Source organism: Bacteroides sp. DH3716P (genome assembly GCF_025914115.1).
GTDB lineage: Bacteria > Bacteroidota > Bacteroidia > Bacteroidales > Bacteroidaceae > Bacteroides > Bacteroides ovatus.
Genome location: NZ_CP083673.1, coordinates 3,204,292 through 3,228,274, shown reverse-complemented (window position 1 = coordinate 3,228,274; position 23,983 = coordinate 3,204,292). Strand labels below are relative to the sequence as shown.

Genomic DNA, 23,983 nt, shown 5'->3' with positions numbered 1-23,983 from the left:
AAGATTAAAGACAAGATAGAATGAACAGAGAATTTCTCCATAAGATCACCATATTAGGTTGTCTGTTTTTACTGATAACCTCTTCCTCCGGGACCGACAACGGATTCCAGACACCGGAGCAATATGCCCAGATTGTACAGGAGCATTTTGCGAACGAGGAATGGGAAGCAGGGAAAGAGCTGTTGGAGGAGGGCCTTCAGAAATACCCGAATGTTTCTGACCTTGAATGGCTCATGGGCAAATACTGGTTTCACGAAAAGAATTATGACCAGTCGCGTTATCATCTTGTTAAAGCAATAGACGACAATTATAACAACGTCAATGCCAAACACCTGCTGGTAGACGTGGAAGATATCACCGAAAATTACTCCAGTGCTATTTGTTACGTTAATGAGTTGCTGGAAGTGAATCCGTATTGGAGAGGTTTATGGCGAAGAAAGATTGAACTGTACCGCAAGCAGAACAACGATGTGGAAGCAGATCGTCTGTTGAAACGAATCAATCAGATTTACCCGAACGATACCATTCTAAGGAAGGATTATATCTACAGCATGGAGGTAGGCTACCAGCAAATGAAAAAAGGCGGTAACCGAAAAGAGGCTATCGAAAAGCTGACGGAGCTCATCAAAGTATCTCCTCAAAACGAAGAATATTATCTGGACATCATTAACCTGCATTTACAGGAAGGAAACCGGGAAGCTGCTCTAGGCTGGTCATCCAACGGTTTGGCTGCCATACCGGGAAGCGGTGCGCTTATCGTCAAAAGGGCGAGTATCCTTAGTGAATTGGCACGTTATCCGGAAGCTCTGGTGTTTATACGCGAGCAAATGCGAAGAAACAACAGTCCTGCCATACGGCGTATGTACAACGACTTATTGATGGAAGCTGCCCGAGCAGAGAAGCAGCGGGATCCTTATGTATTATATGGCATGGCCTACGAAGGAGGTAATAAGAACAAGGAAGCATTAGACTACCTGCTGAACACTTCCGTCACCCGGGGATATACCGATGACGCACTCTTCTATATCAGAGAAGCTAAAAAACAATATGGCAACAATGATAAAGGAATTCTTTATAAAGAATATATGCTTTATCGCCAGATGAATGAGGATGATCTTGCCTATTCAACGCTGAAAAAGATGTATGAGATGTATCCTGATGATTATGATATTACGCTTGCCATGAGCGCACAACACATGAAGAAAGCTGAAAAACTGATGGAACTTGGTCTGTACGCAGAAGCATTGCCGCACGTATTGTTCGTTTCTCAAAAACATGTAGACGACAATGAAGTGAACGGTGCCGCATGGGAAAAAGCCTTGAGTTGCTATATCAATATGAAACGTTACAATGAAGCACTTGCCACATTGGACACCATCACTCTTCACTTCCCTGATTACGAAAACGGCACGTTGAAAAGGGCATTTATTCTCGATAAAATGGATAAAACCGAAGAGGCTTTGCAACTGTATCTATCTGCCATCGAGCAGAGCGATGAGGATATGCGCATTTTCTATGTTATCGGATACGAGGAACTAGCAGTGCCGTACATCAAGAAATGTATGGAAGCCGGAGCTACGAAGAAAGCATACGAGGAATCTGTTAAGCTAATTAGCCTGAATCCATCGAGCGATCTCGGATTACGGTATGCCATCAATTCGTCCGGTTTACTCGGAAAATACGATGAATTCGAGAAATATACGGCTCAAGGGATCAATTATTATCCTGAAGAACCGTTCTATCAGGCAAAGAGGGCTACTGTCCTTGAGCGTGACAAGAGATACGAAGCTTCTTTGGAATTCCTGAAACCGATACTCAATAAATACCCGAGTAACAAAGAGATTATAGGCGCATTCTCACAAAGCAGTGAATATCGTGCCCTGCAACTGACAAAGGCGAAAGAACCGGAAAAGGCTCTCGCTGTTCTTGATACAGCTTTGCTTTACGACAGTCAGAACAAATCATTGAAGTACACCAAGGGAGTGGTATATGAAGCCAACCGTCAAGCGGATTCAGCCTATTATTACCAAAAGTACTACGAGCCATCCATCATGGAATATCGCTCTTTCCAACGACACTTATCGGGCCTTAGAAGCATGATGCTCAAGAATGAGATTGCTTTGACCTACCTGCGTGCACGCTACGGAGAAGAAGACATCATTACCTCCGTTGCCACCGCTGAATACACTCGAAAAGGCCAGAAGAACAGCTACACGGGACGTCTCAACTATGCAGGACGAAGCGGCTCGGCAAGCGACAGCATGGAGGCTGAAGAACAGACACCGGGAGGAGTCGGCATTCAGGTACAAGGTGAGTGGACGCATCACTTCTCACCGAAGTGGAGCCTCACGGCCAATGCAGCCTTTGCGACCAAATACTTCCCGGACATAACGGCTGATGTCGCTTTACGGCATTATCTCAAGAATGATTGGGAAATAGGCGCACATGTGGGTTATAGACGCGTAGCCGCTTACACAAAGCGTTATGAATGGAACGATGAATTCTTTGCAGGGGGCACCGGAGATAACGGTTATCTATTTACCGGTTGGAATGAATCAAAGACCAATCTGCTCACTGTAGGCGGAGAATTAGCCAAAACCATCGAAGTCGTTCGCCTCAACACGAAGCTGGACATGCATTTCTTCAACTCCAACTTCTATTACAATGCTCAGATTGGCGCCAAATACTTCCCGGCTAATGACGGAAAGACGAATATCAACGCTATGGCAAGCATCGGATCGGCACCGGAAACGGCCGTACTGGACTATGCACTACCCGGCTCTTTCTCCCACACCAATACCATGGTGGGATTGGGAGGCCAGTATATGGTCAGTCCTAACATTACCATAGGCTTGATGGGTACCTGGAACACCTATTATAACCAAACCAATACGGTGCGAGGGACAAGTCCGTCCAACCAGATAGAATCCATATCGACACGCTATAAAAACTTATATAACATTTATGCACAAGTTTATATTTCATTCTGATACGCTTGGCCCTGTATTGGCAGGAATGATATGTATTTGCTGCCTTTTATCCGGCTGCCGTATGCAGGCACGCACGGAGATGTTCCCATCTAAAGAAGGGTATCTCGTCACCATTGGTGAGGATCCGACCGACAGAGACACCCGGTGGGCGAAATACCTGTACGAACATCTCAAGAAGCGTGCAAACGACGATGAAATAGTAGCTTTTGGCGTTTCCGAAATGGACATGTGGCGCATCATCATACAGATAGACCCAACATTGCAGAGAGGATTCAAAGTAGCCTGCAAAGGCTCTGATATCAGACTGACCGCAAGTGACGACAAACAAATGTTATGGCTGCAATACCAACTGATAAAGAAGATCAGCAAAGAAGACCCGCGTATAGACGGTTCGGATCTTCCTCCCGCCCTTATCAATCTCAACGATACTTGCGGAGCTTTTGCATTTGACTATCAAAGTATTTATTCTCCATACGGCCTGAACGCCGATCATACAGGCGTTATCGGCCTGGACAACTTTGACGACAGCTGGGGAATATGGGGACACAACCTGCGAAAAGTCTTGGGAAAAGATGCAGAGAAAGTATATGCCACCATTCACGGGAAGACAGATGACTCACAACTGTGTTTCTCTTCCGAGGATATGTATCGCCAGATAGAAAGTTACATCGTAGATAACTTCGGTGAAAAGGGGAATTTCCGTTTTGTAATCGCACCGGATGATACTCCGTACGCCTGTACGTGTGCCACCTGCACCGCATTGGGAAATACAGAGAAGAACGCAACTCCCGCCGTTACGGAACTGATCCTCCGCCTGTCGCAGCGTTTTCCCAAACACACGTTCTTTACGACTTCCTACCTGACTACGCAACAAGTCACAGACAAGCAGCTCCCGCCTAACGTCGGGGTAATTGTCAGCGCTATCGACTACCCGCTCCGCCGGACAGACGGCAAGGACGAGCAAGACAAGAAATTTGCGGAACAACTCGACAACTGGAAGAAAGTAACGAACAACATCTATATATGGGACTATATCAACAACTTCGACGACTACCTCACTCCTTTCCCCATATTAAAGATAGCCCAGCAAAGACTCCAACTTTTCAAACAACACGGAGCCAGCGGCATATTTTTCAACGGAAGCGGTTACAGCTATTCTTCCTTCGATGAAATGAGGACTTTTGTATTATCAGCCCTTCTTATCAACCCGGAGCTTCCGGTTGATGAGTTAATTAAAAGCTATTTCAATCAGGAATACCCGGTATCCAAAAAATGGCTGTACGATTACTACACAGAGCTAGAAAACAACGCCCAATCCGGAAAGCGGCTCGGACTTTACGCCGGTATCAGAGAATCGGAAAAAGGATTCCTCTATCCGGAGAAGTTTATCAAATTCTATGATGAAATGGGAGATTTTGTATCCGAAGCAAAAGGGAAAGAGCGCAAAAAGCTGCACGAGCTCCAGACCGCCTTGTCTTTCACGCGCATGGAATTAGCACGTGACCACAGTTTCGACGCTTACGGATATGCCAAGCGGAATGGAAAGGATATTCAACCGCTTCCCCAAGCTCGTAAATGGGTCACCCAGCTCAAAGAGCATCAAGCATTTGCCGGAATGGGATATTATAATGAGTCAGCTTATGAGATTGACTATTATATAAAGGAATGGGAACAATATATACTTGCTTCCGACATAAAGAAAAGTTTGTTTCTGGGAATGCATCCTTCCGCAACCCCTAAACTAAATAAAAATGATTCAAAGAAACTGACCGATGGCACTCACGGTTTACCCGGAGACTATCATTGCGGTTGGGTTATCATTCCGGGAGAAGAATGTACCATCAACCTGCCGGTTAAAGGACTCAATGCATCAGGAACATTCTATATCAGTTTTTTGAATCTTCCCCGCCATCGCATCTATGCTCCACAGCAAGTTCAACTGTTGAAAGACGGAGTAGCCTATAAAACAATAGACCTGAAACCGGAAGACTCCCCAGAAAAAGGAGAAATGATGAAAGCCACCGTTCCGGCAGACTTGAACGGAACAGAACAATTAAGCATAAAAATCAGTTGTTTAAAGAAGCCGGGAACGCAAATGGGTATCGATGAAATTGCATTCATCCCTTAAATGCTGAAAAAGTGATATAACAAAAATAAATGGCAACAATGAATAAATCTATATTCTATATTTTACTACTGACGGCACTTCCGCTCTACTTTACAGGGTGCAGAAAGGAAGTACGTCCCACCAGCATGACGATAAAAGATTCCGTCAGGCACTATTACCCTATCAAGCAAGGTCAGCAACTCGATATCATGTTTACCATCACCAACACGGGAGACGCTCCGTTAATCATTTCAGAAATGCAACCTTCCTGTGGCTGTATCATTCTGGATAAAAGTTCGCATATCATCATTCCCGAAGACGGTATCAGGCAATTCAAAGCAACCTACAACAGCATCAAGAATGTAGGCGAAGTGGTTCACCGCATCCGGATTTTCGGCAATATGCTCCCCGACGGGAGAGCCGAACTTAAATTTGATGTTAACGTAGTCCCCGATGCAGACTATACACGTGATTATGAAGAACTCTATCAAGAGTTCAACACCAAAAATGGTATTGTCAGAGAGATGGTGGATGGAAAAGAATCTGAACTGGGATATTATGTCGGAGAACCGTAATCGATATCATGTATCAAGTATCAAATATTAAGTATTAACATCAAATGACTGGCTAATACTCAACACTTGATACTTAATACTTATTTCTCCTTTCTAAGGATGTATTTCTTTGAATGCGGCATTTTCTTCTTTCACATTCTGAATAGTCTGCTTTAACTCTCCAATCGGCAAGTCATATCCATACCAACCTGTATAGCAATCTACCACATACCATTTCCCGTCCGACTGCAACTCGAACTCGACACGCAAATCAACCTCGGATTCTTCATAGCCTGCCTCAAAGATTTTATGCTTCGGTTCATTCAACGTAAACTTGGAAACATAAATACCTCCCTCTTCCTGGGTGATACGTTCTTCCTTCATGGTTTCGCTATCCAGCAACGGCCACTTTTCCCGAGTGAAAGGGAATGTTTTCTCGGTTTCTCCGTCATCTGCCAACAAAGTGATCGGAGTCTTTAATGGGAACTTGATACGAGTATACTGGAAGGCTGCACTGGAAGTAAATTTATCCAGAAAGGATTTGAAATCTTCACCGTCTTGTGTAGTCAGTTCACTATCGGCTTTTGCCTTGGAACTATTACCGCAGGAGATAAACGAAACACCTGCGAGCAGCATCATAGCCAGCAAGCAGCATACAAACTTTTTAGCTCTCATAACACTATATAAATTAATAGTTTAATTGACGGCGCAAAGATAGTAACAAGTTTGGTTTTGCAATACTTTTATACATTAAAATTGGTTCAAATCAAGGCACAAAAGAAACTTCGTTATTACGTTCTAAATAAAAGATTTTAAAGAAATATCCGATTCCATTCGTCTACGGTCAAATAATGTACGTTTTCATCCTACTAATGTACCATTTACTCATACCTAAATACTTATTTCTCCTCACCTTTGTAACAACATACAAACAAAGAATACACTTTAACATTATAATACTATGAAAACAATTTACACCGTATTTTTACTTCTCTTGTTACTCAGTTGTACTTCATCCAGTGAAAAACTAGCATGGGAAATAGCAAACAATTCTCAAACAAATAAAAAGGAACTTACTCGCTTTTTAGAACATTATAAAACAAATAAGGACAAAGATAAATATAAAGCTGCTTGCTTTCTGATAGAAAATATGCCTAACAAATATTCCATCAATGGCAAAGAACAGAAAATATATGATATTGATATAGTAAAAGCTGACTCTCTCATAAAATCACTAGAGCATTCATTCTTTTTAAAAGAAAAGAGTCCTTATTTGAAAAATTATACATTCGAACAGTTCTGCGAATACATCTTACCATACAGAGTCGCTGATGAATCATTACAATATTATTGGAAATGGGACTGTAGTAGAAAATTTGAGAAACAATGTACCAACGATATTATTCAAACAGCACAGAATATAAATGCTCAAATTAAAATAGAGCTATCTCCCGAATTTTACAAAGATACATTAAAATCATATTCATCAATAATAAAGACAGGATATGGTAAATGTGATGATAGAACAGCATTAGTTACTATGGCCTTACGGTCAGTAGGAATTCCTGCCGCATTTGAATTTGTACCTTATTGGGGAAGCAATAACAATGGACATTCTTTTGTTTCAATTATATTACCAGACAATAAAATATATCCATTACAAAACACAGACAAACAAGCAAACGGAGATTATTACCTATCACGTAAAACTCCTAAAATATATCGTAAGATGTATTCAATACAAGATTTAGCCAAACACATCGACAATATTCCCGAATTATTTCGTCACAATGACCTACTGGATGTTACAAAATTGCACAACATCGGCTCTTGTGATGTTACAGTCTCGACTAATATAAATAAAGAAAAAGAAAATTTTTTATCTGTATTTTCCCCAAAAAGATGGGTACCTGTTGCTTTTTCCTCTTCTCAAACATTCCATCACATTGGGACTGGAAATATATACAATGTTGATCGTAATAAGGAAGCTATTGATTTAGGTGATGGCATAGTTTATCTCCCAACTCACTGGGTAAATGAAGAGGCCAGTCCAATAGGCAGCCCAATAATAGTATCGGAGGATTCAGTAAGGGAAATAAAACCAGACACTAAACATCTTGAAAGAGTAGTATGTAAACGCAAATTCCCTTTGAATATGCGAATTGTTGATTTCTCAAAATTGATGATTATGGGAGTTTTTGAAGGGGCAAATAAAGCAGACTTTTCTGATGCAACGGAACTTTATAAAATAACAAAAACTCCGGAAAGCAAAATGCAAAAGATAGAAATATCTGCAGAGAAAGCCTATCGTTACATACGTTATAGAAAACCAAAAGGGACCTTTAGTATCGCAGAATTTTGTTTATATCAATCTGATGAAAAGCTTCTACCATTCCACCCTATAGCTTGTGATGCTATATACGAAGACAGTACTATGCTTAATATTTTCGATGGACAACCACTTACCTATTATCAAGTGAGTGGTGGCATAGACTTATGGGTTGGTGTGGATTTATATAAACCTGTGAAGATTTCAAAAATTGGATTTGCTCCACGTAATGACGATAATGCAATAGTTTCAACAGACACTTATGAACTGTTTTATTGGCAGGATCAATGGATAAGTTTAGGCCGGAAACGACCAATAGGTGATAGTGTCGTTTATGATAACGTACCTCAAAAAGCTCTGTTATGGTTGCGCAATTTGACTAAAGGCCGTGAAGAACGTCCATTCACTTATGAAAATGGGAAACAGATATGGTGGTAAAATTATTTCTAACTATTAAATAATAAAATTATGAAAAAAATTACTTTGTTTTTGTCCTTACTTTTAATAGGAAGTGTGGGCTTTTCACAAATTATTCCGGGCGTAAACATCGGTAAACGCAAGGAATATATGATGAGAACGTATAAAATCAATAGTCAAAAGGCAGATGAATACGAACAAATTCTATTCTCCTTACAGAAAGAGAATGACCAGCTAAAGAATCGGAAAATTAGCTCTACTCAATTTAAAGCGGAACAAAAAAAGCTTTATAAAAAATATGGTACAATAATCAGCCAAGCATTTTCTGGAGGAAAACATAAAAAATGGAGCTCTTGTACCCAAGAAATGGAACGTTACCAAATACTAAGTGAAAACAAATTTATTCCATATGAAAAAATGCGTGCTTTGTATAAGGCCGAATCGGAATGGGTCAAAGAACGAGATAAAATGCATAAAGATACTGGAGAAGCATGGGAAAAATATGAAAATAGTGATACTATGGTATCCGAGCTAAATATTAAAATAAAACAAATATTAGGAACTGAAAATGGGACTTGGTATATCGAATATAAGAGACTGTTCTTCAGAGCACTTGACAATATGGACAAATATGGAGTTACATACAAAGATGCCTTTACCATAGCAAAAATAGAAGATACGTATAAACAAAAACGTGCAAACATACTCAATAGCAATAAAAAAAATGCCGAAAGGGAAGTGGAACTGATGGCTATTGATGATGAGATGGCAAAAAAAATAGCAAAGACTGTTCCGTCTGTTTCTGTAAAGTGGAAAAAAGTAAATAATGCAGCATTAGATCATACTTTGAAATCAAGATATGGGCTAAATCAGGAGCAAATAAACAAATTCAAGACAGCTTATAATAAGTATGCAATTGAAGAATATAAGATTCTCAATCAGAAAAAACTGTCTGATAGCGATAAATACGACCAACTCTCCCAATTAGGTGAAACCTTCTGTAAGACAGTAAATCCTTTATTCAAGGTTGATAATTATAAAAAATGGTATGGTTGGTGGAAATACGATTTTGAAAGAAAAATGAAAAGAAAAGGATTAAAATGATTATTTTATGAAAAAATCAACTTATATTTATACTGTTTTATGTGTAATTGCAATTGTCATTAGTATAGTAAATTGCAAAGATGAAGATTTGCTAGAATCAGGTTTACAGACTGACATGAAAGATTTTAGTTTGCAAGAAGCTAAAAACTTTTTTCAAACTCAAGCTCATGCTAATTTAACATTAAGTCGTTCATTGGATAACAAAAGGAATAAAACAGTTTCCCCCGGTGATTTCGTACCTAACTGGGATGCAGCAGTCAGTTCTACCAACAACGGACTCGCTTGCTATGATATTCCTATAACTCCGACTTATCACTTTAAAGCAATTTATGTAGATGAAAGAAATGGCAAGCCTTCTGCAGGAAAAGTCAATGTATATCAGAAACTAGTGATAGTAAAAGATGTAAAGAGCAATAGAATGGATCAATACATCTTAACTTTGATACCCTCCAAATTATATGATAGTAGAAATGGTGCACAAACTTGTAACAACTTTATAAATTGTGCAGACAAGGGTGGTTTTACAGGAGTAGCATTATATTCCTGTGTATATTCACAAGTTACAGCTCGTATAAGTACTTTTAAGAACGGAGTAAAAACGAGAGGGGTATTTCTATTAAATGCTTCAGGGAAAACTAATTTATCAGATAAGTATGAGCAGGCTCGCGCATTAGCATCTACTGTATATATTCAAAAGAAAAAGATGGTCTTAACGCGTGGAGAAGATGACTATAACTACGATTATGATTATGGTAATGAAGATGATTACACTTATATTGGTGAGACACTTGAAGAAGTCATAATTACTCCAGAATCAAATAATAATGAAACAAGTGGCGGAAACGATGAATGGGAAATCATAGCACCTCCCGATAGTGGAACAATAGACCCCGAACCGACAGAACCGGAATCGACGAGTACGGAAGATGATACTGTGACAGAAAATAATAATGGTGACCAGAATTCTGATGAAAAATCTATTCCTTTATCTACAGCTGAAAAAAAAGCAGTAAATAGCCTTTTAATCCAACTAGAAAAGCTTAAGAATATTGATCGAACGAAATACACAATTGAAAAACAAAACTATTGTCGTTCAACTGCACGTACAAGCAAGGATGGAGTTCTTCAACTATGTCAATTATTTTTTAGCTCAGATAATTTAACAGAAATAGATAGAATAGCCACAATATGGCATGAGATGTACCATATTGACCATAAGCATTATGGAAAACTTGAAATGACTATTCTCGAAAAAACAATTGTCCTAAATCCTCCACCATATATTGAAAAGATATTGAATGAAAGATTAGATATAATGTATGGCAAATATATAATGACTCCCGAAACAAGAGAAGCTGATTTTAAGCAAGAATTAATCATTGATCGCTATGGAACAATAGAATATTATAAAAATGAATTAGAGACGCATAAAGCAGAACGCGAAAACTTTCCAGAGGTATCACATTATTATGAGAATGAAAGAACTTGGTTAGAATGGACTTATGAACAACTTCTAATAATTGCTACAGAACAATCATCAAATAAATAAAATTATGAATACAATTAAATCTTTTTTTATAAGTATATTATTGTGTATGTCAATTCCTAGCAAGGGACAAACACAGGATTTAGAAATTACTTTTGCTTATAATAGACAAGACAATGCTTTGATTCTAAAACTTTTCAATAATACGGATAAAGAAATAATAGTATTGAATCAAAGCCTATTGAATGAATCATCTGGAAGCTGCATTATTTTAACTGAAAAACATGATAATGGACAGAGTGATCTAATCATCTCGTTATATGACTATGAAGATGGACAGTGGATCCGTTCTAAAACAATAAACCCTAACGAAAGACTAGAACTTTTTTATTCATTTGAAGCTATCCCTGCAAATAATGTTACAAGAGCTAGATTATTCCTCTCCACATATTTTAGAGATAGGAAGACAGGAAAATTAGTTAGCAAAAGATATAAAAATGATTTACCCATAAAACAAATTAAATGATAACAAGTAAACATTTATTTATAGGTATTGTACTTTTGGGCATTTCTATTTTTTGTACCGCCCAAGAAGTAAAAATTGAATTTTCTTATGATAAACCGAATAATTCTTTAACCCTTATACTTACTAATAATACAGACAAAGAAATTTTAGTTATGAATCAAGGGCGGTTAAGTGAATTTAGTGGAAGCTATATTGTTTTAACAGAATCTTCTAATGGGAAAAGCGCGGATTTGACGATTTGTCTATTTACTCTTGAAAGCGGGAAATGGATATTACACAAGAGTTTATCTCCAAAAGGAAGAATAGAACTCTCCTATCCTTTGGATTCTATCCCAGCCAATAATGTAGTAAGGGCACATTTGTTTCTTTCAACATATTCTAATGATGAAAAAACAGGAAAACTAACTTCTAAAAGATATGAGAAGAATTTATATATAGATTAAGAAGTTTTATTATTATACGGTACAGTTCTGTAAAAATTAGTGCCGATCGATTATGAAAATTATTATTTTCCAGCATTCTTTGTGTAAAACAAAACCAAGAGTGCTGGAAAATTTAGATTACACATTGCTCATCTTTAGGATAAATCATATATAAATATATTTCCACTTAAATTAAATGTACCTTATAAACAGTATGAAAAGCTATTCTATTGAAAACATCAGAATACAAGATATATTACTTATATCAATTTGCATATTACTGTTCTTAAATAGAGCTGTACCTATTGACTACTCATCAATTTGGCGAGTGACTGTATTATGCCTTATATATACGTGTATACGCATTATGCCAAAACGACAGTGCTATTGCCTATTATACATAGTCTGTATTTGGGGAATTACCGAAGTAATCATTTCAACACTTCAAAAAGTGAATTATTTAGAGAGCAATCATCATGATTTCGGAATCACAGGAACGTTTGGAAATCCAGGACCATTAGGCGGATTATTAGCAGTATGCTGGATAGTATCTATTTTTTTCATTTATGAAAACATACAAAACAAGCATCGTATATTAACATTATCATTTTGCATGATAGCCTGTTTTATTTTATATGGTTTACTATTATCTGGTTCACGCGCCGGGTGGACAGCTGCATTGGTAGGAAGCATGATATTCCTATGGCAATGGTTAAAAAGAAAACATACAATCAAAGTCAAACCAACTCTTTTGAAATCAGGTTTTCTGCTTATCATCACCGTTTTTATCATATCAATCTACTTTATAAGAAGAGATTCGGCAGATGGCCGATTGCTAATATGGTATAACACAATAAAGATGATAGAAGATTATCCTCTATTCGGTATTGGGACCGGAGGATGGCAAGCTAATTACATGCTTTACCAAGCTGAATATTTCTTACAAGCTACAAATTCTCCATACACATTATTAGCTGACAACATTTTTTATACATACAACGAATTTTTATATATAACAGCAGAACAGGGAATAGTTGGATTAGTTGTTGTTTCATGGTTGTTTTATGCATTATTTAGTTATAAAGAAAAGAATAATACTGACCATTGTCTGAAATCCGCCTTAACCACTTTCCTAGTCTTCTCTTTTTTTTCTTATCCTGGCCAGGTTTTTCCATTAGAAATATTATTCATCAGCATAATAGGAATGATGAAAAGCAAAACCATAAAAGTGTTTACAATATCTATTTTAGCAAAATACATCGTTAGAAGTATAGCCTCCATCTCTATTATATGTATATCAATCTGGTCCTATCATATTTACCATAAAACTTTTACCACAATTATCAGGATAGTGGATAAAAATAAAATATCCGAAGAAGCCCATTCTCAACTATCCACATTATACCCATTATTTTGTTATAATCCACAGTTAATGTACATCTACTCAAAAAGTAGTTTGGAAGATTATCCTTTAAATACAAAACCACAAATATTACAAACAGCTGCCCGAATTGCTCCTAATAGTGAACTATATATCAAGATGGGAGATTTTTGGAAACAAAAAAGAGATTACGCTCAAGCTGAAGCATGCTATCAAACGGCTGCTGCCATGATTCCACATCATATCACTCCTTCGTACAAATTATTCCAGCTTTATATAGACAAAGGAAATATAAATGCAGCCATCGACATGGGAAATTATCTTTTAAAACAACCGATAAAGAAAAAAGGAACAAAAGCTTTACGAATGGAAGCTGAAATTTTAGAGTTTCTTCATAAAGAAAAGAATATAAAGAAAACACAATAAGTATCTACCACAGTACAAGTCAGCTATCACACATCTGCCATCTGTAACCCATTAGATTACTGAAGAAAGTCTATAAGCAGACTTTGGCTTCCTTGATAGAGACCGCAATATCTAATATTGGGAACTAAATTTTTTTCCTTGAAATTGTCTTTTTGCACAAATCTTTTCTTTTAATATCCCGCATACATTTTATAGAGTTTATCAAAATAATCTCTTGAAATATTACTATTCTTTCCGGCCATATTTTTGTAGTAATATAACATTCCTTGGTAATAAGCCTTATAGTCAAACAGTCCTTGATTATTAAATGGATAGTTCTGTATCGTTCCATCCCCCTGAATGAATCTATATGACGTACGCATCGGATTAGCTTGGAGGGCTATAAAATATTTACCGAAAATATCATAATAAGAATACTTACTGGATTGATTTTGTTTTCGCGGTTGCTTATTTACCCCAAATGAATAAATCGTTCGTACTGCGCTTTCTCCTTGCATCGCAGCGATCCATTTTGTTCGAGCGATAGCTTCTGTTACAATACTATCAGTTTCCGCGTCCGGACTGTTTGAAATTTCTATATGACTAGTCGTACCATCCTTTTCTATAACAAACGAGCCATTCAGAACCATTTTTTTATCAACTATAACATCACACATAATATTTTTCAAGAAATTACCCTCTTCATTGTATTTTGCCTTTATTTCTGGATTAAAAACGATCATATCCGGATCAGTTGGTTTGCTTCTTGTATTACAAAAAACATCATCACGATACACTATTAATGGCAAAAGCATTCCATCATTATCGGTTTTTATAATAATCTTATCACATATAGTAACATCAATTGGAGTTGTTCTATCAGCAATGGCCGGTTCCCATTTAGGAGATTTTTTTAATAAATCCTCTATCGCACATTTTACAATATCATTCTTACACTGTAATATAGATATATTATTTACCTTTCCTTTTTTAGTTATTGTATACTGAAAAAGTAATGTATCTGAATAACATTTCAGTGTTGATGGTATTTGAATATTGTTGTGTATCCATTGAACAAACTTGTCCCTGCTATTAAAAGGACTCGTAGGAATATTCGATAAACGCGGTGGAATATGCATAGTTACTTGTTGTATTTGTTCCCGTTTATCTTCAGGAATATATTGATGAAAATCAATTAGCATATATTTATATATATCTTTAGGTTGACTTCCATTATATCGACATCGAGGAGCTTTACTTATGACATCCATAATTTCTTTCTCAAAAGCAGGATTTAATGTATTCAGTATGCTTGTTATGAAAACTTTTCCATCCCAAGATGCACTAATACAAACTTGTTCAATGCCAGCTATTCCATATTTGTACGCTTCTTGAGGAAATTGAATATTACTTAAAATCCATGATGGCATCTCGTCAAGAGTCATTAAAGATTCTTTGGTACTTCCTGCATTTATCTGAGCAGAAGTATATACATTAAAAAATACAGCAATGAAAAGGCTAATAATTTTATTCATAATATTGTTCTTTCTATAAGATGTTTTGTTTATTGCACAATGTAAAGATAGTGATAAAATAAAAAAACGTATACATAGAAAAATACACTAACGTGGTAAAATTATACATATTTCATCGACCAAAGCCTTTTTTTCGAAGCTACTTTTTCCTCAAATATTCATAACCGAAGCGACAGTACAGACACTTTCGCTTATCACAGTACTCTTTTTGCAACTGTATCAATGCCTGACTATCCGCCGCACTGACAACCGGAAGCCCGGCATCGCTCCACGAGCGGATAATATGATTACTCTCCGCCTTCAATTCTTCCAGAAAACGTCCGGCACGTTCACACATTCGTTCATCTGCCTTATGCAGACCGTATGTATAAAGAAAAGGAACCACTGTATTAATGATAATCAAATCCTTGGAACGCTCTCCCATCGTCTTCTCCTTTTGTGAAGATGGTCGCCCGAATAAATAATGATTTTCCCAATAGGGAGACGTACGGGCATCCAGTAAGTTTCTCACATCCACCAGAGTTTCCGCTTCCAACAAACGTGAAAACAACTTATCCCCTTTCTGATAGAGATAAGCTAATTGCGCCAAGCGAATATGCGGAAAGTTTTCCGGACGAAGCCGTAGAAAACGCCATAACGTAGCGTCCATCCCCTGCCTGATTTCAAACTTCCGCTGCAAATAACGGAACTCCTTACAAAGACGGAGACTATACTCGTCTTCCTGTTCCTTTTTCAGAAACGTTTCTTCCAACAATCCCGCCAAACCATAGAAAAAAGCCTCTATCTGAAACAAATCATTCCGGTGCTTATCCATCGCACGAAACGGCAACAGTCCCGCCCACGTTTCAAAAGCATCTCCGTTCAAGCCAAAACCGAAATTACGGGCAAGGGTGATAAAGAATGCATCTTCCCAATTACTGTTACAATGTTTGAGACGCTGTGTGATTAATTGCGCTTTCTGCTCCAAACGTTCCGTTTGCAAAGCGGTCAGCCAAGAATGAATGGTAAGTTTGGGAAGAGAGGCAAGGATGGGATGGCAAGCCGGATACTGATCGGCTACACAAAGTTCGTGGTAATGTAATTGCACATTGTCCGGACAGGTAAGTAATAGTTGCGGTATCTGTTCACCGTTGGTACGGGTTATTTCCGTATCTGCTTCACTCACTACATGGAGAATCACAGAGTCGTATGCTTTGTCAGAATGATGTCCGTGGCGAAACCAGTCGGAAGAATGTGTATGTATTTCTATATTCCCTACCCATAAGGCACCATCAATCTTTAGTTTCGCGTTAAAAAAGTCGGGACCGGCGTTGGGATTTTGCAGACCGGAGTCAATCACTTCTACCGGTAAGCCGTTGGTGGTTTGCAGTACTTTCAGGGGAAATAATTTATGCTTCCACACGTAGTGGAGAAGATGTTCCATGTTAACAAGACGTTAATGTGCGCTGCAAATGTAATAAAAATCTTATCTTTGCGACTATTATTTTGAATATAAGTCAGAAAACAATGAAAATAGCACTGATCGGTTACGGAAAGATGGGCAAAGAGATAGAAAAGGTTGCCCGTAGTCGCGGACATGAAATCGTCTGCATCATTGACATCAATAATCAGGATGACTTCGAATCGGAAGCATTCAAATCGGCCGATGTGGCCATTGAGTTTACCAATCCGATGGTAGCTTACAGCAATTATATGAAAGCATTCAAAGCCGATGTGAAACTGGTATCGGGCAGTACCGGATGGATGGCCGAGCATGGCGAAGAAATCAAAAAGCTCTGCACTGAAGGAGGCAAAACACTGTTCTGGTCGTCCAACTTCAGTCTGGGAGTCAGCATTTTCTCTGCTGTCAACAAGTATCTGGCTAAAATCATGAATCAGTTCCCTGCTTATGATGTCACCATGAGCGAGACACATCATATCCACAAACTGGATGCTCCCAGCGGAACAGCCATTACATTGGCGGAAGGTATTCTGGAAAAGCTGGACCGTAAGGACAAATGGGTGAAAGGCACTTTCCTTGCACCGGACGGAACCATTAGCGGAACCAACGATTGCGCCCCTAATGAACTTCCTATCGCCTCTATCCGCGAAGGAGAAGTGTTCGGCCTTCATACCATTCGCTATGAATCTGATGTAGACAGCATAACTATCACGCATGATGCCAAAAGTCGTGGTGGATTTGTATTGGGAGCCGTACTGGCAGCCGAATATACTGCCACACACGAAGGTTTTTTGGGCATGAGTGATTTATTCCCATTCTTGAACGACTAAGATTTCAGAAGCTAGTTCTAAACAAATATAACATTATGAGACAAGCCACACGCGCACAATGGATCAAATGTGCCATTGCTATTCTACTTTACCTCGTCTTCCTCCTCTGGGTACGGAGTTGGTGGGGATTGATTGTTGTTCCTTTCATTTTCGATATTTATATCACAAAGAAAATACCTTGGTCTTTTTGGAAGAAGTCGAAGAATCCGGCTGTCCGCAGTGTGATGAGTTGGGTGGATGCCATCGTATTTGCGTTGGTTGCCGTCTACTTCGTCAATATCTACATCTTCCAGAATTACCAGATTCCTTCCTCTTCGCTGGAAAAATCATTGCTGGTAGGCGATTTCCTGTATGTAAGCAAGATGAGCTACGGTCCCCGCGTACCGAACACTCCCCTTTCTATGCCGTTGGCACAACATACGCTGCCTGTCTTCAATACTAAATCGTATATCGAGTGGCCACAATGGAAATACAAACGGGTACCGGGCTTCGGCAAAGTGAAGCTGAATGACATTGTGGTTTTCAACTTCCCGGCAGGAGATACGGTGGCAGTGAACTACCAACAGACAACGGACTTCTATACGCTGGCTTATGGTGAAGGACAACGCATCTACTCCAAACAGATTGAAATGGATAGCCTGACACGTTCACAGCAACGTGCAATCTATGACCTCTACTATGACGCCGGACGTAAACAGATTCTAAACAATCCGCGTACTTACGGTGAAGTACTGTGGCGTCCGGTAGACCGTCGCGAGAATTATGTGAAACGTTGTGTCGGCTTGCCCGGTGATACATTGCAAATTGTAGACGGACAGGTGATGATTGACGGTAAGGCGATTGAGAACCCCGAAAACCTGCAATTCAACTACTTCGTACAGACTACCGGCCCGTACATTCCGGAAGATATGCTCCGCGAATTAGGCATCAGCAAGGATGACACCATGCTGATAGAAGACTCTGGCTGGGAAGGCGGATTATTGGATATGGGACTGGACAACCGGAATGCGCAAGGCAAACTGAATCCGGTATATCATCTTCCATTGACTAAAAAGATGTATGACACTCTCCTTGGCAATAAAAAGCTAATCAGCAAAATAGTAATGGAACCGGAAGAATACGCCGGACAGATGTATCCGCTGAACCTTTATACCAAATGGAACCGCAACAATTACGGTCCGATCTGGATTCCTGCCAAAGGAGCTACCATTACCCTCACAGAAGACAACCTGCCTATCTATGAGCGTTGCATCGTAGCCTACGAAGGCAACAAGCTGGAAGTGAAACCGGACGGTATCTACATCAACGGTGAAAAGACCAATGAATATACCTTCAAAATGGATTATTACTGGATGATGGGTGACAACCGTCACAACTCTGCCGACTCCCGTTATTGGGGTTTTGTACCCGAAGATCACGTAGTGGGCAAGCCGATTGTCGTATGGCTGTCGCTTGACAAAGACCGTGGATGGTTTGACGGTAAGATTCGCTGGAACCGCCTCTTCAAGTGGGTAGACTGATAAGTGTACGGATAGAATAGAGTGATAAGGTGATAAATATTGATGAACATTCGTAAATTCAAATGGATACTAGCATTTGCCGGAGCAGTAGTCGTAGTGCTTCTGCTCCGGGGATTTGCTTTTACGTCCTGCCTTATCCCTTCCACCGGTATGGAAAACTCCATTTTCCAGGGTGAACGTATCTTAGTGAACAAATGGAGTTACGGATTGCGAGTTCCTTTCATGTCGCTCTTTTCTTATCATCGTTGGTGTGAAAGTCCTGTACGGCAACAAGATATTGTAGTGTTCAATAATCCGGCTGGAATCCGGGAACCTATCATCGACCGCCGGGAAATCTATATCAGCCGTTGCCTCGGAGTTCCGGGAGATACATTATTGGTCGATTCTCTTTTCTCCGTTATTTCTCCAGAGGCACAATTCAATCCGGATAAGAAAAGGCTTTATTCGTACCCCGCGTCAAAAGAAAATCTGATTACCTCACTCATGCATACTCTTTCCATCACCAACGACGGATTGATGGGAAGTAATGACAGTACTCATGTGCGTAGTTTCAGCCGTTACGAATATTATTTGTTGGAACAGGCAATGAATGGGAAAGAGAGTTTTGTCCAACCTTTGTCAAACAGGGAAGATGCCGAACCGAATCCGCTGATTGTTCCCGGAAAAGGGAAATTTATCCGGGTCTATCCCTGGAACATAACCTTACTGCGGAATACCCTCGTGATGCACGAAGGCAAACAGGCAGAAATAAAGAACGACACTCTCTACGTAGACGGCAAACCTACACAACACTGTTATTTCACTAAAGATTACTATTGGATGGGATCTAACAATACCGTCAACTTTTCCGACTCACGGCTCTTCGGGTTTGTCCCGCAAGACCATATCATCGGGAAAGCCTCCATCATTTGGTTCTCCAAAGAAAAAGAGACAGGCTTGTTTGACGGATACCGATGGAACCGTTTCTTCAGAACGGTGAAATAATCTTCCGGAACATAAAAGAAATAACTCCTTAATAATATCCTTAATTAATATCCTTATTATAGAGCCCCCTAAACGTATTAAAATGAAAGAAATGAAAATAGCTTATTTATCTTCAGCTTATCTCGCTCCCGTCGAATATTATACCAAACTTCTGGCTTATGACAAAGTGTTTGTAGAGCAACACGACCACTATATCAAACAAACCTATCGTAACCGGTGCACCATTGCCGGCCCATCCGGCGAATTAGCTCTTTCTATCCCAACCGTAAAACCCGACACATTGAAGTGTCCGATGAAAGATATCCGCATCTCCGACCACGGCAACTGGAGACATCTGCACTGGAACGCCATCGAATCAGCCTACAACAGTACTCCTTTCTTTGAATATTACAAGGACGACTTCCGTCCCTTCTACGAAAAGAAATACGAGTTTTTAATCGATTTCAACGAAGAACTATGCCGGATGGTCTGTGAATTGATAGATATTCACCCCACTATGGAGCGTACTAGCGAATATAAGATGGAGTTTGCTCCCGGAGAATTCGATTTTCGGGAAGTCATTCATCCCAAAAAGGATTTCCGAGAAGTGGATACAGAGTTTATTCCGCAACCTTACTATCAGGTTTTCGAGCCCAAACTGGGTTTTCTTCCTAATTTGAGTATCATAGACCTGTTGTTCAATATGGGACCGGAAAGTCTGTTGGTACTAGGCAAGTAATGACTCCACTCTTCTATACGTATGTAGCCAACAAAGGTGCACCATGTCGTCACATTATTTATACTCGTACAGTTTGACGTGTAAAATACTGAATTCTCCGACAGGAATACGTACATGCCTTCCCTGATGGTCCTGATCGCCATTCAGGCGCCGGATATATTTCAGTGAACCATCTTCGTTCACATTAACTTCATCTACAGAACCGATACCGGCTCTCATACCACCTTGCCAGCTATTTTCCGTTTTTGATGCCTTTCCGCCCACACTGGCAAAACCATCCTCGCCCAATGCCGGTGAACTTTTCATTTTATTTTCCCCCTGTTTCTTAAATTCAAGTACCAAGCCACTGCCGGCAACGATATACTCATCTGGAGCCAGACGCAGCAAAACACCTCCCCCTTCAGGCCATACAGTGCCATCCCGGGCACGTGGGTCCCATGGCAGAGTGAAGTAATGACGGCAGGTAATCTCCAAATCATCGTATGAAAGTATTCGTTCTTTATTCTCTTCATCAAACAAAAGACCGTTCATCACTCCTTTACCCTGATATTTTGTCAATAAAGGCATCAGTTCTTTCAATTTAATATAGCTCTGTACCAAAGGTGCATCTGCTCTATCCGAACCGCTTTCAATAGAGAAAGGACAAAAGCCAATCGCATCATGCTCACCAAACACATAGAAAGCACGTACTCCATCATTGTCTTCCAACCGAATTTCAGGTATAAAGAGAGGATTATTGTGCAGTTTATACTTTGCCACCCAATCAACGAAACCTTTATCATATAAATCCGGAGCCAGAAAATCAATGTTGGGTGCTGCATAATGCCATACATCTATTAAATGAGCCAATGGTCCTGCCGACGGATATTCTCCCGGTTTCCGCCCCCTACTGTTCATTGCTGCATTGACATACAACGGAATATTATAGATAGAACGTGCTAACTTTGCCATTCGTTCTACATACTGCGCATACGACCAGGCCATAAAAATTTCATCCGTATACACGTCTGCACCAAACACTTCCTGCCACGTACCTTTCTTCTTGAATCCCTGGCTCTCCCATTTTGCCAACATTTCGGGATGCAGAGATCTCTTGTTCTTTTGCAAATAGTCGATGAAAAGAGACGGAACTGGTGCATAAAACAGTTTATCCGCTTCTTTGGAATAATCGCGGGCATCTTCCAACATTCCGATTTCGTTTTCTATCTGAATCATGATAACCGTTCCCTCTTCCTTATCCACAGAAGCAATGTGTTTCATCCATTGGGAAAAAGCACGGCTATCCGCCTGAAACACATTCTCCGAAAAGGAACTGGCTATTTCGAGGGGCTTCCCTGCTTTCGTATAGGCACGCGGGTATTTCTTATAATCTTCCTTAAACCAGATCGGAGCGTAGCAACTCATTGAGTTTTTCCACGCACCGAACCAAAGGAAAACCACCTTCAAATCATTCGCGCGAGCCTGTTGAATCACTTTATCCGTCAGAGTAAAATCAAATTTACCTTCCTGTGGTTCTGTTAAATCCCAATATGCAGGAACCAGTACCGTATTCAGCCCCATACGTTGCAATTTCGGGAATATACGTTCAATATCTTCAATAGAGGAAGCTGAAGAATTTCCCAATTCACCGCCAATCACCAAGAATGGCTTTCCATCTACCATAAGTTGTGTGGTACTTCCCTGTTTCTGCAAATACGGAAGTTTCTGATGTGCCTGAAGAGGCAAAATAAAAAGGAATAGAATCCCAAAAAGTGTGTTTCTCATAACAATCAGCTTTATCATATTATCTGAAAGCAAAGTTACAACAATATAAAAAAGGAGCACAACGTCTTGTGTTCCTTTTCTATCGGGCAGGTTACAGATGCTTTATGTTACGTTACATTTGCCTTTATCTATACATTATCTCCGATTCTTATACCCTCTATTTGCGTTTCCTAAGTAATTTTTAGAGAAAACTGTTTATATCGCTACTTCTTCACAGTTCTTCTCTTCATTAGATTCTGCCGCATCCAGCCGACTCAACAAATAGCGTACATTTTGAAGATGTATATCATTATTCCGATCCATTTTCTTAAACTGCCAACTGTTTTTAGTGGTATTCAGTATGCAATTCATTAACGTTCCCACGGCATCGGCACTTTGGAAACGATTGGTATTGGAGATTAGCGTATTCATCATGTGCGCCCCGAATCCTCTAATCACCTCTTTCACACTTATCGACTTATAATTACGGATGGCTTCAAAGGCTGCCACATTACTACAAAGCGTACTAGCTAAATCCTCCAGTCTCTTTCGATCTGTTCGTTCCACTAGATAGCTTTCAGGATTCATAAAACGATTGAGAGTCAGATAAAAAGACATCATTTCATCATCGGATGAAAAGATAACGTGCATGAGTTGCGTCGCGTCCCCCGGACGAGCCTGCTGGTTGCTTAAAACTTCTTCCATAAGAATTTTAATTAAATGGTGAATAAATTAAGTTCAATGGGGCGATACAGAAGGGTAGTTTTAAGAAATAAAAGAAGCGGTTCCGCCTGTCCCATTGCTCTTCACCATCCACAACAGGCAGTAGGTGCATTAACATCCTACATGGGGGTACGAAACCGCCATATAGAATGATAGGACAAGCATAAAAAAGCCTGCCACATTGATACAGCAGGTTCCCCTGCTGTGGATTTTGATAAAGAGCATTGCAAAGATAGAATATAAAATCAGAAAAGAGAAAAGAAAATCAATATAAATTGAAGTTTACAGCGATCAGCAAAAGACAAAATCTTCTAAAGCTACTTGTAACTATAAAATTCATTTAGGAGGTTCACCGGTTTCACCTTTAGTTGAATGAGTATAAATCAGATGTTTATGGTGAAAGAGGTACATAAAATAATAAAGAATCATCCTTCACCTCCTTCACAAAATAAAAGTAAGCGTCTTTTAGTTTTGCACTCGAAAGAGAGACTTCTTATAAGCTTTAAGATTGTTAACGAAGAACTAGTAAGCCCCCAAGTTTAGATAGCTTTTTATCGATATAGCTCCTTAGCAGATATTAACAAGATTGTTTCTCTTTCTTTCAAATAACCAGACTAAAAGACGCTTATATCGTATAGATTAAGGGTCTATACACCCTATTTGTTGGGCATATAGATCCGTAAGCGTCTCCGCGATTCTATATAGTGTATTAAAATAAAAAGGCTAATGATCCCTTTTTAGTCATTAGCCTTTTCCCATCTGTCAGGA

18 protein-coding genes are annotated in these 23,983 nt (G+C 39.3%); 13 read left to right on the top strand and 5 right to left on the bottom strand.

Annotation, left to right across the window (positions count from 1 at the left end):
• Positions 1-20: 20 nt before the first annotated feature.
• The 3 genes from KQP79_RS11910 to KQP79_RS11900 are packed head-to-tail and all read left to right on the top strand — an operon-like array spanning position 21 to position 5,672.
• Positions 21-2,990 (top strand): hypothetical protein, encoded by a 2,970-nt coding sequence (locus KQP79_RS11910; protein WP_138343092.1) that lies wholly within the window; start codon positions 21-23, stop codon positions 2,988-2,990.
• Positions 2,965-5,118 carry a DUF4838 domain-containing protein gene (locus KQP79_RS11905; RefSeq protein ID WP_138343091.1) on the top strand — a complete coding sequence of 718 codons (2,154 nt, stop codon included), beginning with the start codon at positions 2,965-2,967 and terminating at the stop codon, positions 5,116-5,118. The genes KQP79_RS11910 and KQP79_RS11905 overlap by 26 nt, the downstream gene beginning before the upstream one ends.
• A gap of 38 nt (positions 5,119-5,156) precedes the next feature.
• Positions 5,157-5,672 carry a DUF1573 domain-containing protein gene (locus tag KQP79_RS11900; RefSeq protein ID WP_008641720.1) on the top strand — a complete coding sequence of 172 codons (516 nt, stop codon included), beginning with the start codon at positions 5,157-5,159 and terminating at the stop codon, positions 5,670-5,672.
• Positions 5,673-5,765: 93 nt separating this feature from the next.
• Here the strand turns inward: KQP79_RS11900 and KQP79_RS11895 are convergent, their stop codons facing one another.
• Positions 5,766-6,326 carry a hypothetical protein gene (locus KQP79_RS11895; RefSeq protein ID WP_004313843.1) on the bottom strand — a complete coding sequence of 187 codons (561 nt, stop codon included), beginning with the start codon at positions 6,324-6,326 and terminating at the stop codon, positions 5,766-5,768.
• A 286-nt stretch (positions 6,327-6,612) separates the two neighbouring features.
• Between KQP79_RS11895 and KQP79_RS11890 the strand changes: the two genes are divergently transcribed.
• The 6 genes from KQP79_RS11890 (at position 6,613) to KQP79_RS11865 (ending at position 13,742) form a co-directional block, all read left to right on the top strand.
• Positions 6,613-8,418, top strand: coding sequence for a transglutaminase domain-containing protein (locus tag KQP79_RS11890; protein WP_138343090.1), 1,806 nt, complete (start codon positions 6,613-6,615; stop codon positions 8,416-8,418).
• A gap of 30 nt (positions 8,419-8,448) precedes the next feature.
• Entirely contained in the window at positions 8,449-9,501 is a 1,053-nt protein-coding gene (locus KQP79_RS11885; RefSeq protein WP_004313841.1) for a hypothetical protein, read from the top strand.
• A gap of 7 nt (positions 9,502-9,508) precedes the next feature.
• Positions 9,509-11,050, top strand: coding sequence for a hypothetical protein (locus KQP79_RS11880; RefSeq protein WP_008641715.1), 1,542 nt, complete (start codon positions 9,509-9,511; stop codon positions 11,048-11,050).
• Between the two features lie 4 nt (positions 11,051-11,054).
• A complete protein-coding gene (locus KQP79_RS11875) occupies positions 11,055-11,513 on the top strand; it encodes a hypothetical protein (RefSeq protein ID WP_008776122.1) in 459 nt (152 codons plus the stop codon).
• The gene (locus KQP79_RS11870; protein WP_008641713.1) at positions 11,510-11,956 is read left to right on the top strand and encodes a hypothetical protein; all 447 of its coding nucleotides are present in this window, start codon (positions 11,510-11,512) and stop codon (positions 11,954-11,956) included. Before KQP79_RS11875 ends, KQP79_RS11870 begins: the two co-directional genes overlap by 4 nt.
• Before the next feature lie 430 nt (positions 11,957-12,386).
• Complete coding sequence (locus KQP79_RS11865; protein ID WP_225483861.1) at positions 12,387-13,742, top strand: O-antigen ligase family protein; 1,356 nt, start codon at positions 12,387-12,389, stop codon at positions 13,740-13,742.
• 170 nt (positions 13,743-13,912) lie between these two features.
• Here the strand turns inward: KQP79_RS11865 and KQP79_RS11860 are convergent, their stop codons facing one another.
• Both KQP79_RS11860 and KQP79_RS11855 read right to left on the bottom strand, forming a co-directional pair.
• Positions 13,913-15,256, bottom strand: coding sequence for an energy transducer TonB (locus tag KQP79_RS11860; protein WP_004310334.1), 1,344 nt, complete (start codon positions 15,254-15,256; stop codon positions 13,913-13,915).
• 139 nt (positions 15,257-15,395) lie between these two features.
• Positions 15,396-16,679: a DUF2851 family protein gene (locus tag KQP79_RS11855; protein WP_004310333.1), complete on the bottom strand. Its 1,284-nt coding sequence runs from the start codon at positions 16,677-16,679 to the stop codon at positions 15,396-15,398.
• An 83-nt stretch (positions 16,680-16,762) separates the two neighbouring features.
• Here KQP79_RS11855 and dapB point away from each other — a divergent pair, with 83 nt between their 5' ends.
• From dapB to KQP79_RS11835, 4 genes are all read left to right on the top strand, one after another.
• Positions 16,763-17,527: a 4-hydroxy-tetrahydrodipicolinate reductase gene (dapB, locus tag KQP79_RS11850; protein ID WP_004313836.1), complete on the top strand. Its 765-nt coding sequence runs from the start codon at positions 16,763-16,765 to the stop codon at positions 17,525-17,527.
• Between the two features lie 35 nt (positions 17,528-17,562).
• On the top strand, positions 17,563-19,047 hold the full coding sequence (gene lepB / locus KQP79_RS11845) for a signal peptidase I (RefSeq protein ID WP_004307501.1): 1,485 nt from the start codon (positions 17,563-17,565) through the stop codon (positions 19,045-19,047).
• A 42-nt stretch (positions 19,048-19,089) separates the two neighbouring features.
• Positions 19,090-20,031 carry a signal peptidase I gene (gene lepB, locus KQP79_RS11840; RefSeq protein ID WP_004313835.1) on the top strand — a complete coding sequence of 314 codons (942 nt, stop codon included), beginning with the start codon at positions 19,090-19,092 and terminating at the stop codon, positions 20,029-20,031.
• 82 nt (positions 20,032-20,113) lie between these two features.
• Positions 20,114-20,749 carry a WbqC family protein gene (locus KQP79_RS11835; protein ID WP_004310330.1) on the top strand — a complete coding sequence of 212 codons (636 nt, stop codon included), beginning with the start codon at positions 20,114-20,116 and terminating at the stop codon, positions 20,747-20,749.
• 54 nt (positions 20,750-20,803) lie between these two features.
• Here the strand turns inward: KQP79_RS11835 and KQP79_RS11830 are convergent, their stop codons facing one another.
• Complete coding sequence (locus tag KQP79_RS11830) at positions 20,804-22,513, bottom strand: DUF5597 domain-containing protein (RefSeq protein WP_004324264.1); 1,710 nt, start codon at positions 22,511-22,513, stop codon at positions 20,804-20,806.
• A 195-nt stretch (positions 22,514-22,708) separates the two neighbouring features.
• Positions 22,709-23,197, bottom strand: coding sequence for a hypothetical protein (locus KQP79_RS11825; protein WP_061447857.1), 489 nt, complete (start codon positions 23,195-23,197; stop codon positions 22,709-22,711).
• Positions 23,198-23,983 lie beyond the last annotated feature (786 nt).

What these genes read in the sequence shown, in the direction of transcription:
- KQP79_RS11890 (WP_138343090.1), top strand. Translation starts at nt 6,613, where the DNA reads ATGAAAACAATTTACACCGTATTTTTACTTCTCTTGTTACTCAGTTGT.
- KQP79_RS11885 (WP_004313841.1), top strand. Translation starts at nt 8,449, where the DNA reads ATGAAAAAAATTACTTTGTTTTTGTCCTTACTTTTAATAGGAAGTGTG.
- KQP79_RS11855 (WP_004310333.1), bottom strand. Translation starts at nt 16,679, where the DNA reads ATGGAACATCTTCTCCACTACGTGTGGAAGCATAAATTATTTCCCCTG.
- KQP79_RS11910 (WP_138343092.1), top strand. Translation starts at nt 21, where the DNA reads ATGAACAGAGAATTTCTCCATAAGATCACCATATTAGGTTGTCTGTTT.
- KQP79_RS11870 (WP_008641713.1), top strand. Translation starts at nt 11,510, where the DNA reads ATGATAACAAGTAAACATTTATTTATAGGTATTGTACTTTTGGGCATT.
- KQP79_RS11905 (WP_138343091.1), top strand. Translation starts at nt 2,965, where the DNA reads ATGCACAAGTTTATATTTCATTCTGATACGCTTGGCCCTGTATTGGCA.
- KQP79_RS11880 (WP_008641715.1), top strand. Translation starts at nt 9,509, where the DNA reads ATGAAAAAATCAACTTATATTTATACTGTTTTATGTGTAATTGCAATT.
- KQP79_RS11825 (WP_061447857.1), bottom strand. Translation starts at nt 23,197, where the DNA reads ATGGAAGAAGTTTTAAGCAACCAGCAGGCTCGTCCGGGGGACGCGACG.
- KQP79_RS11860 (WP_004310334.1), bottom strand. Translation starts at nt 15,256, where the DNA reads ATGAATAAAATTATTAGCCTTTTCATTGCTGTATTTTTTAATGTATAT.
- KQP79_RS11875 (WP_008776122.1), top strand. Translation starts at nt 11,055, where the DNA reads ATGAATACAATTAAATCTTTTTTTATAAGTATATTATTGTGTATGTCA.
- dapB (WP_004313836.1), top strand. Translation starts at nt 16,763, where the DNA reads ATGAAAATAGCACTGATCGGTTACGGAAAGATGGGCAAAGAGATAGAA.
- KQP79_RS11830 (WP_004324264.1), bottom strand. Translation starts at nt 22,513, where the DNA reads ATGAGAAACACACTTTTTGGGATTCTATTCCTTTTTATTTTGCCTCTT.
- KQP79_RS11900 (WP_008641720.1), top strand. Translation starts at nt 5,157, where the DNA reads ATGAATAAATCTATATTCTATATTTTACTACTGACGGCACTTCCGCTC.
- lepB (WP_004307501.1), top strand. Translation starts at nt 17,563, where the DNA reads ATGAGACAAGCCACACGCGCACAATGGATCAAATGTGCCATTGCTATT.
- KQP79_RS11835 (WP_004310330.1), top strand. Translation starts at nt 20,114, where the DNA reads ATGAAAGAAATGAAAATAGCTTATTTATCTTCAGCTTATCTCGCTCCC.
- lepB (WP_004313835.1), top strand. Translation starts at nt 19,090, where the DNA reads ATGAACATTCGTAAATTCAAATGGATACTAGCATTTGCCGGAGCAGTA.
- KQP79_RS11895 (WP_004313843.1), bottom strand. Translation starts at nt 6,326, where the DNA reads ATGAGAGCTAAAAAGTTTGTATGCTGCTTGCTGGCTATGATGCTGCTC.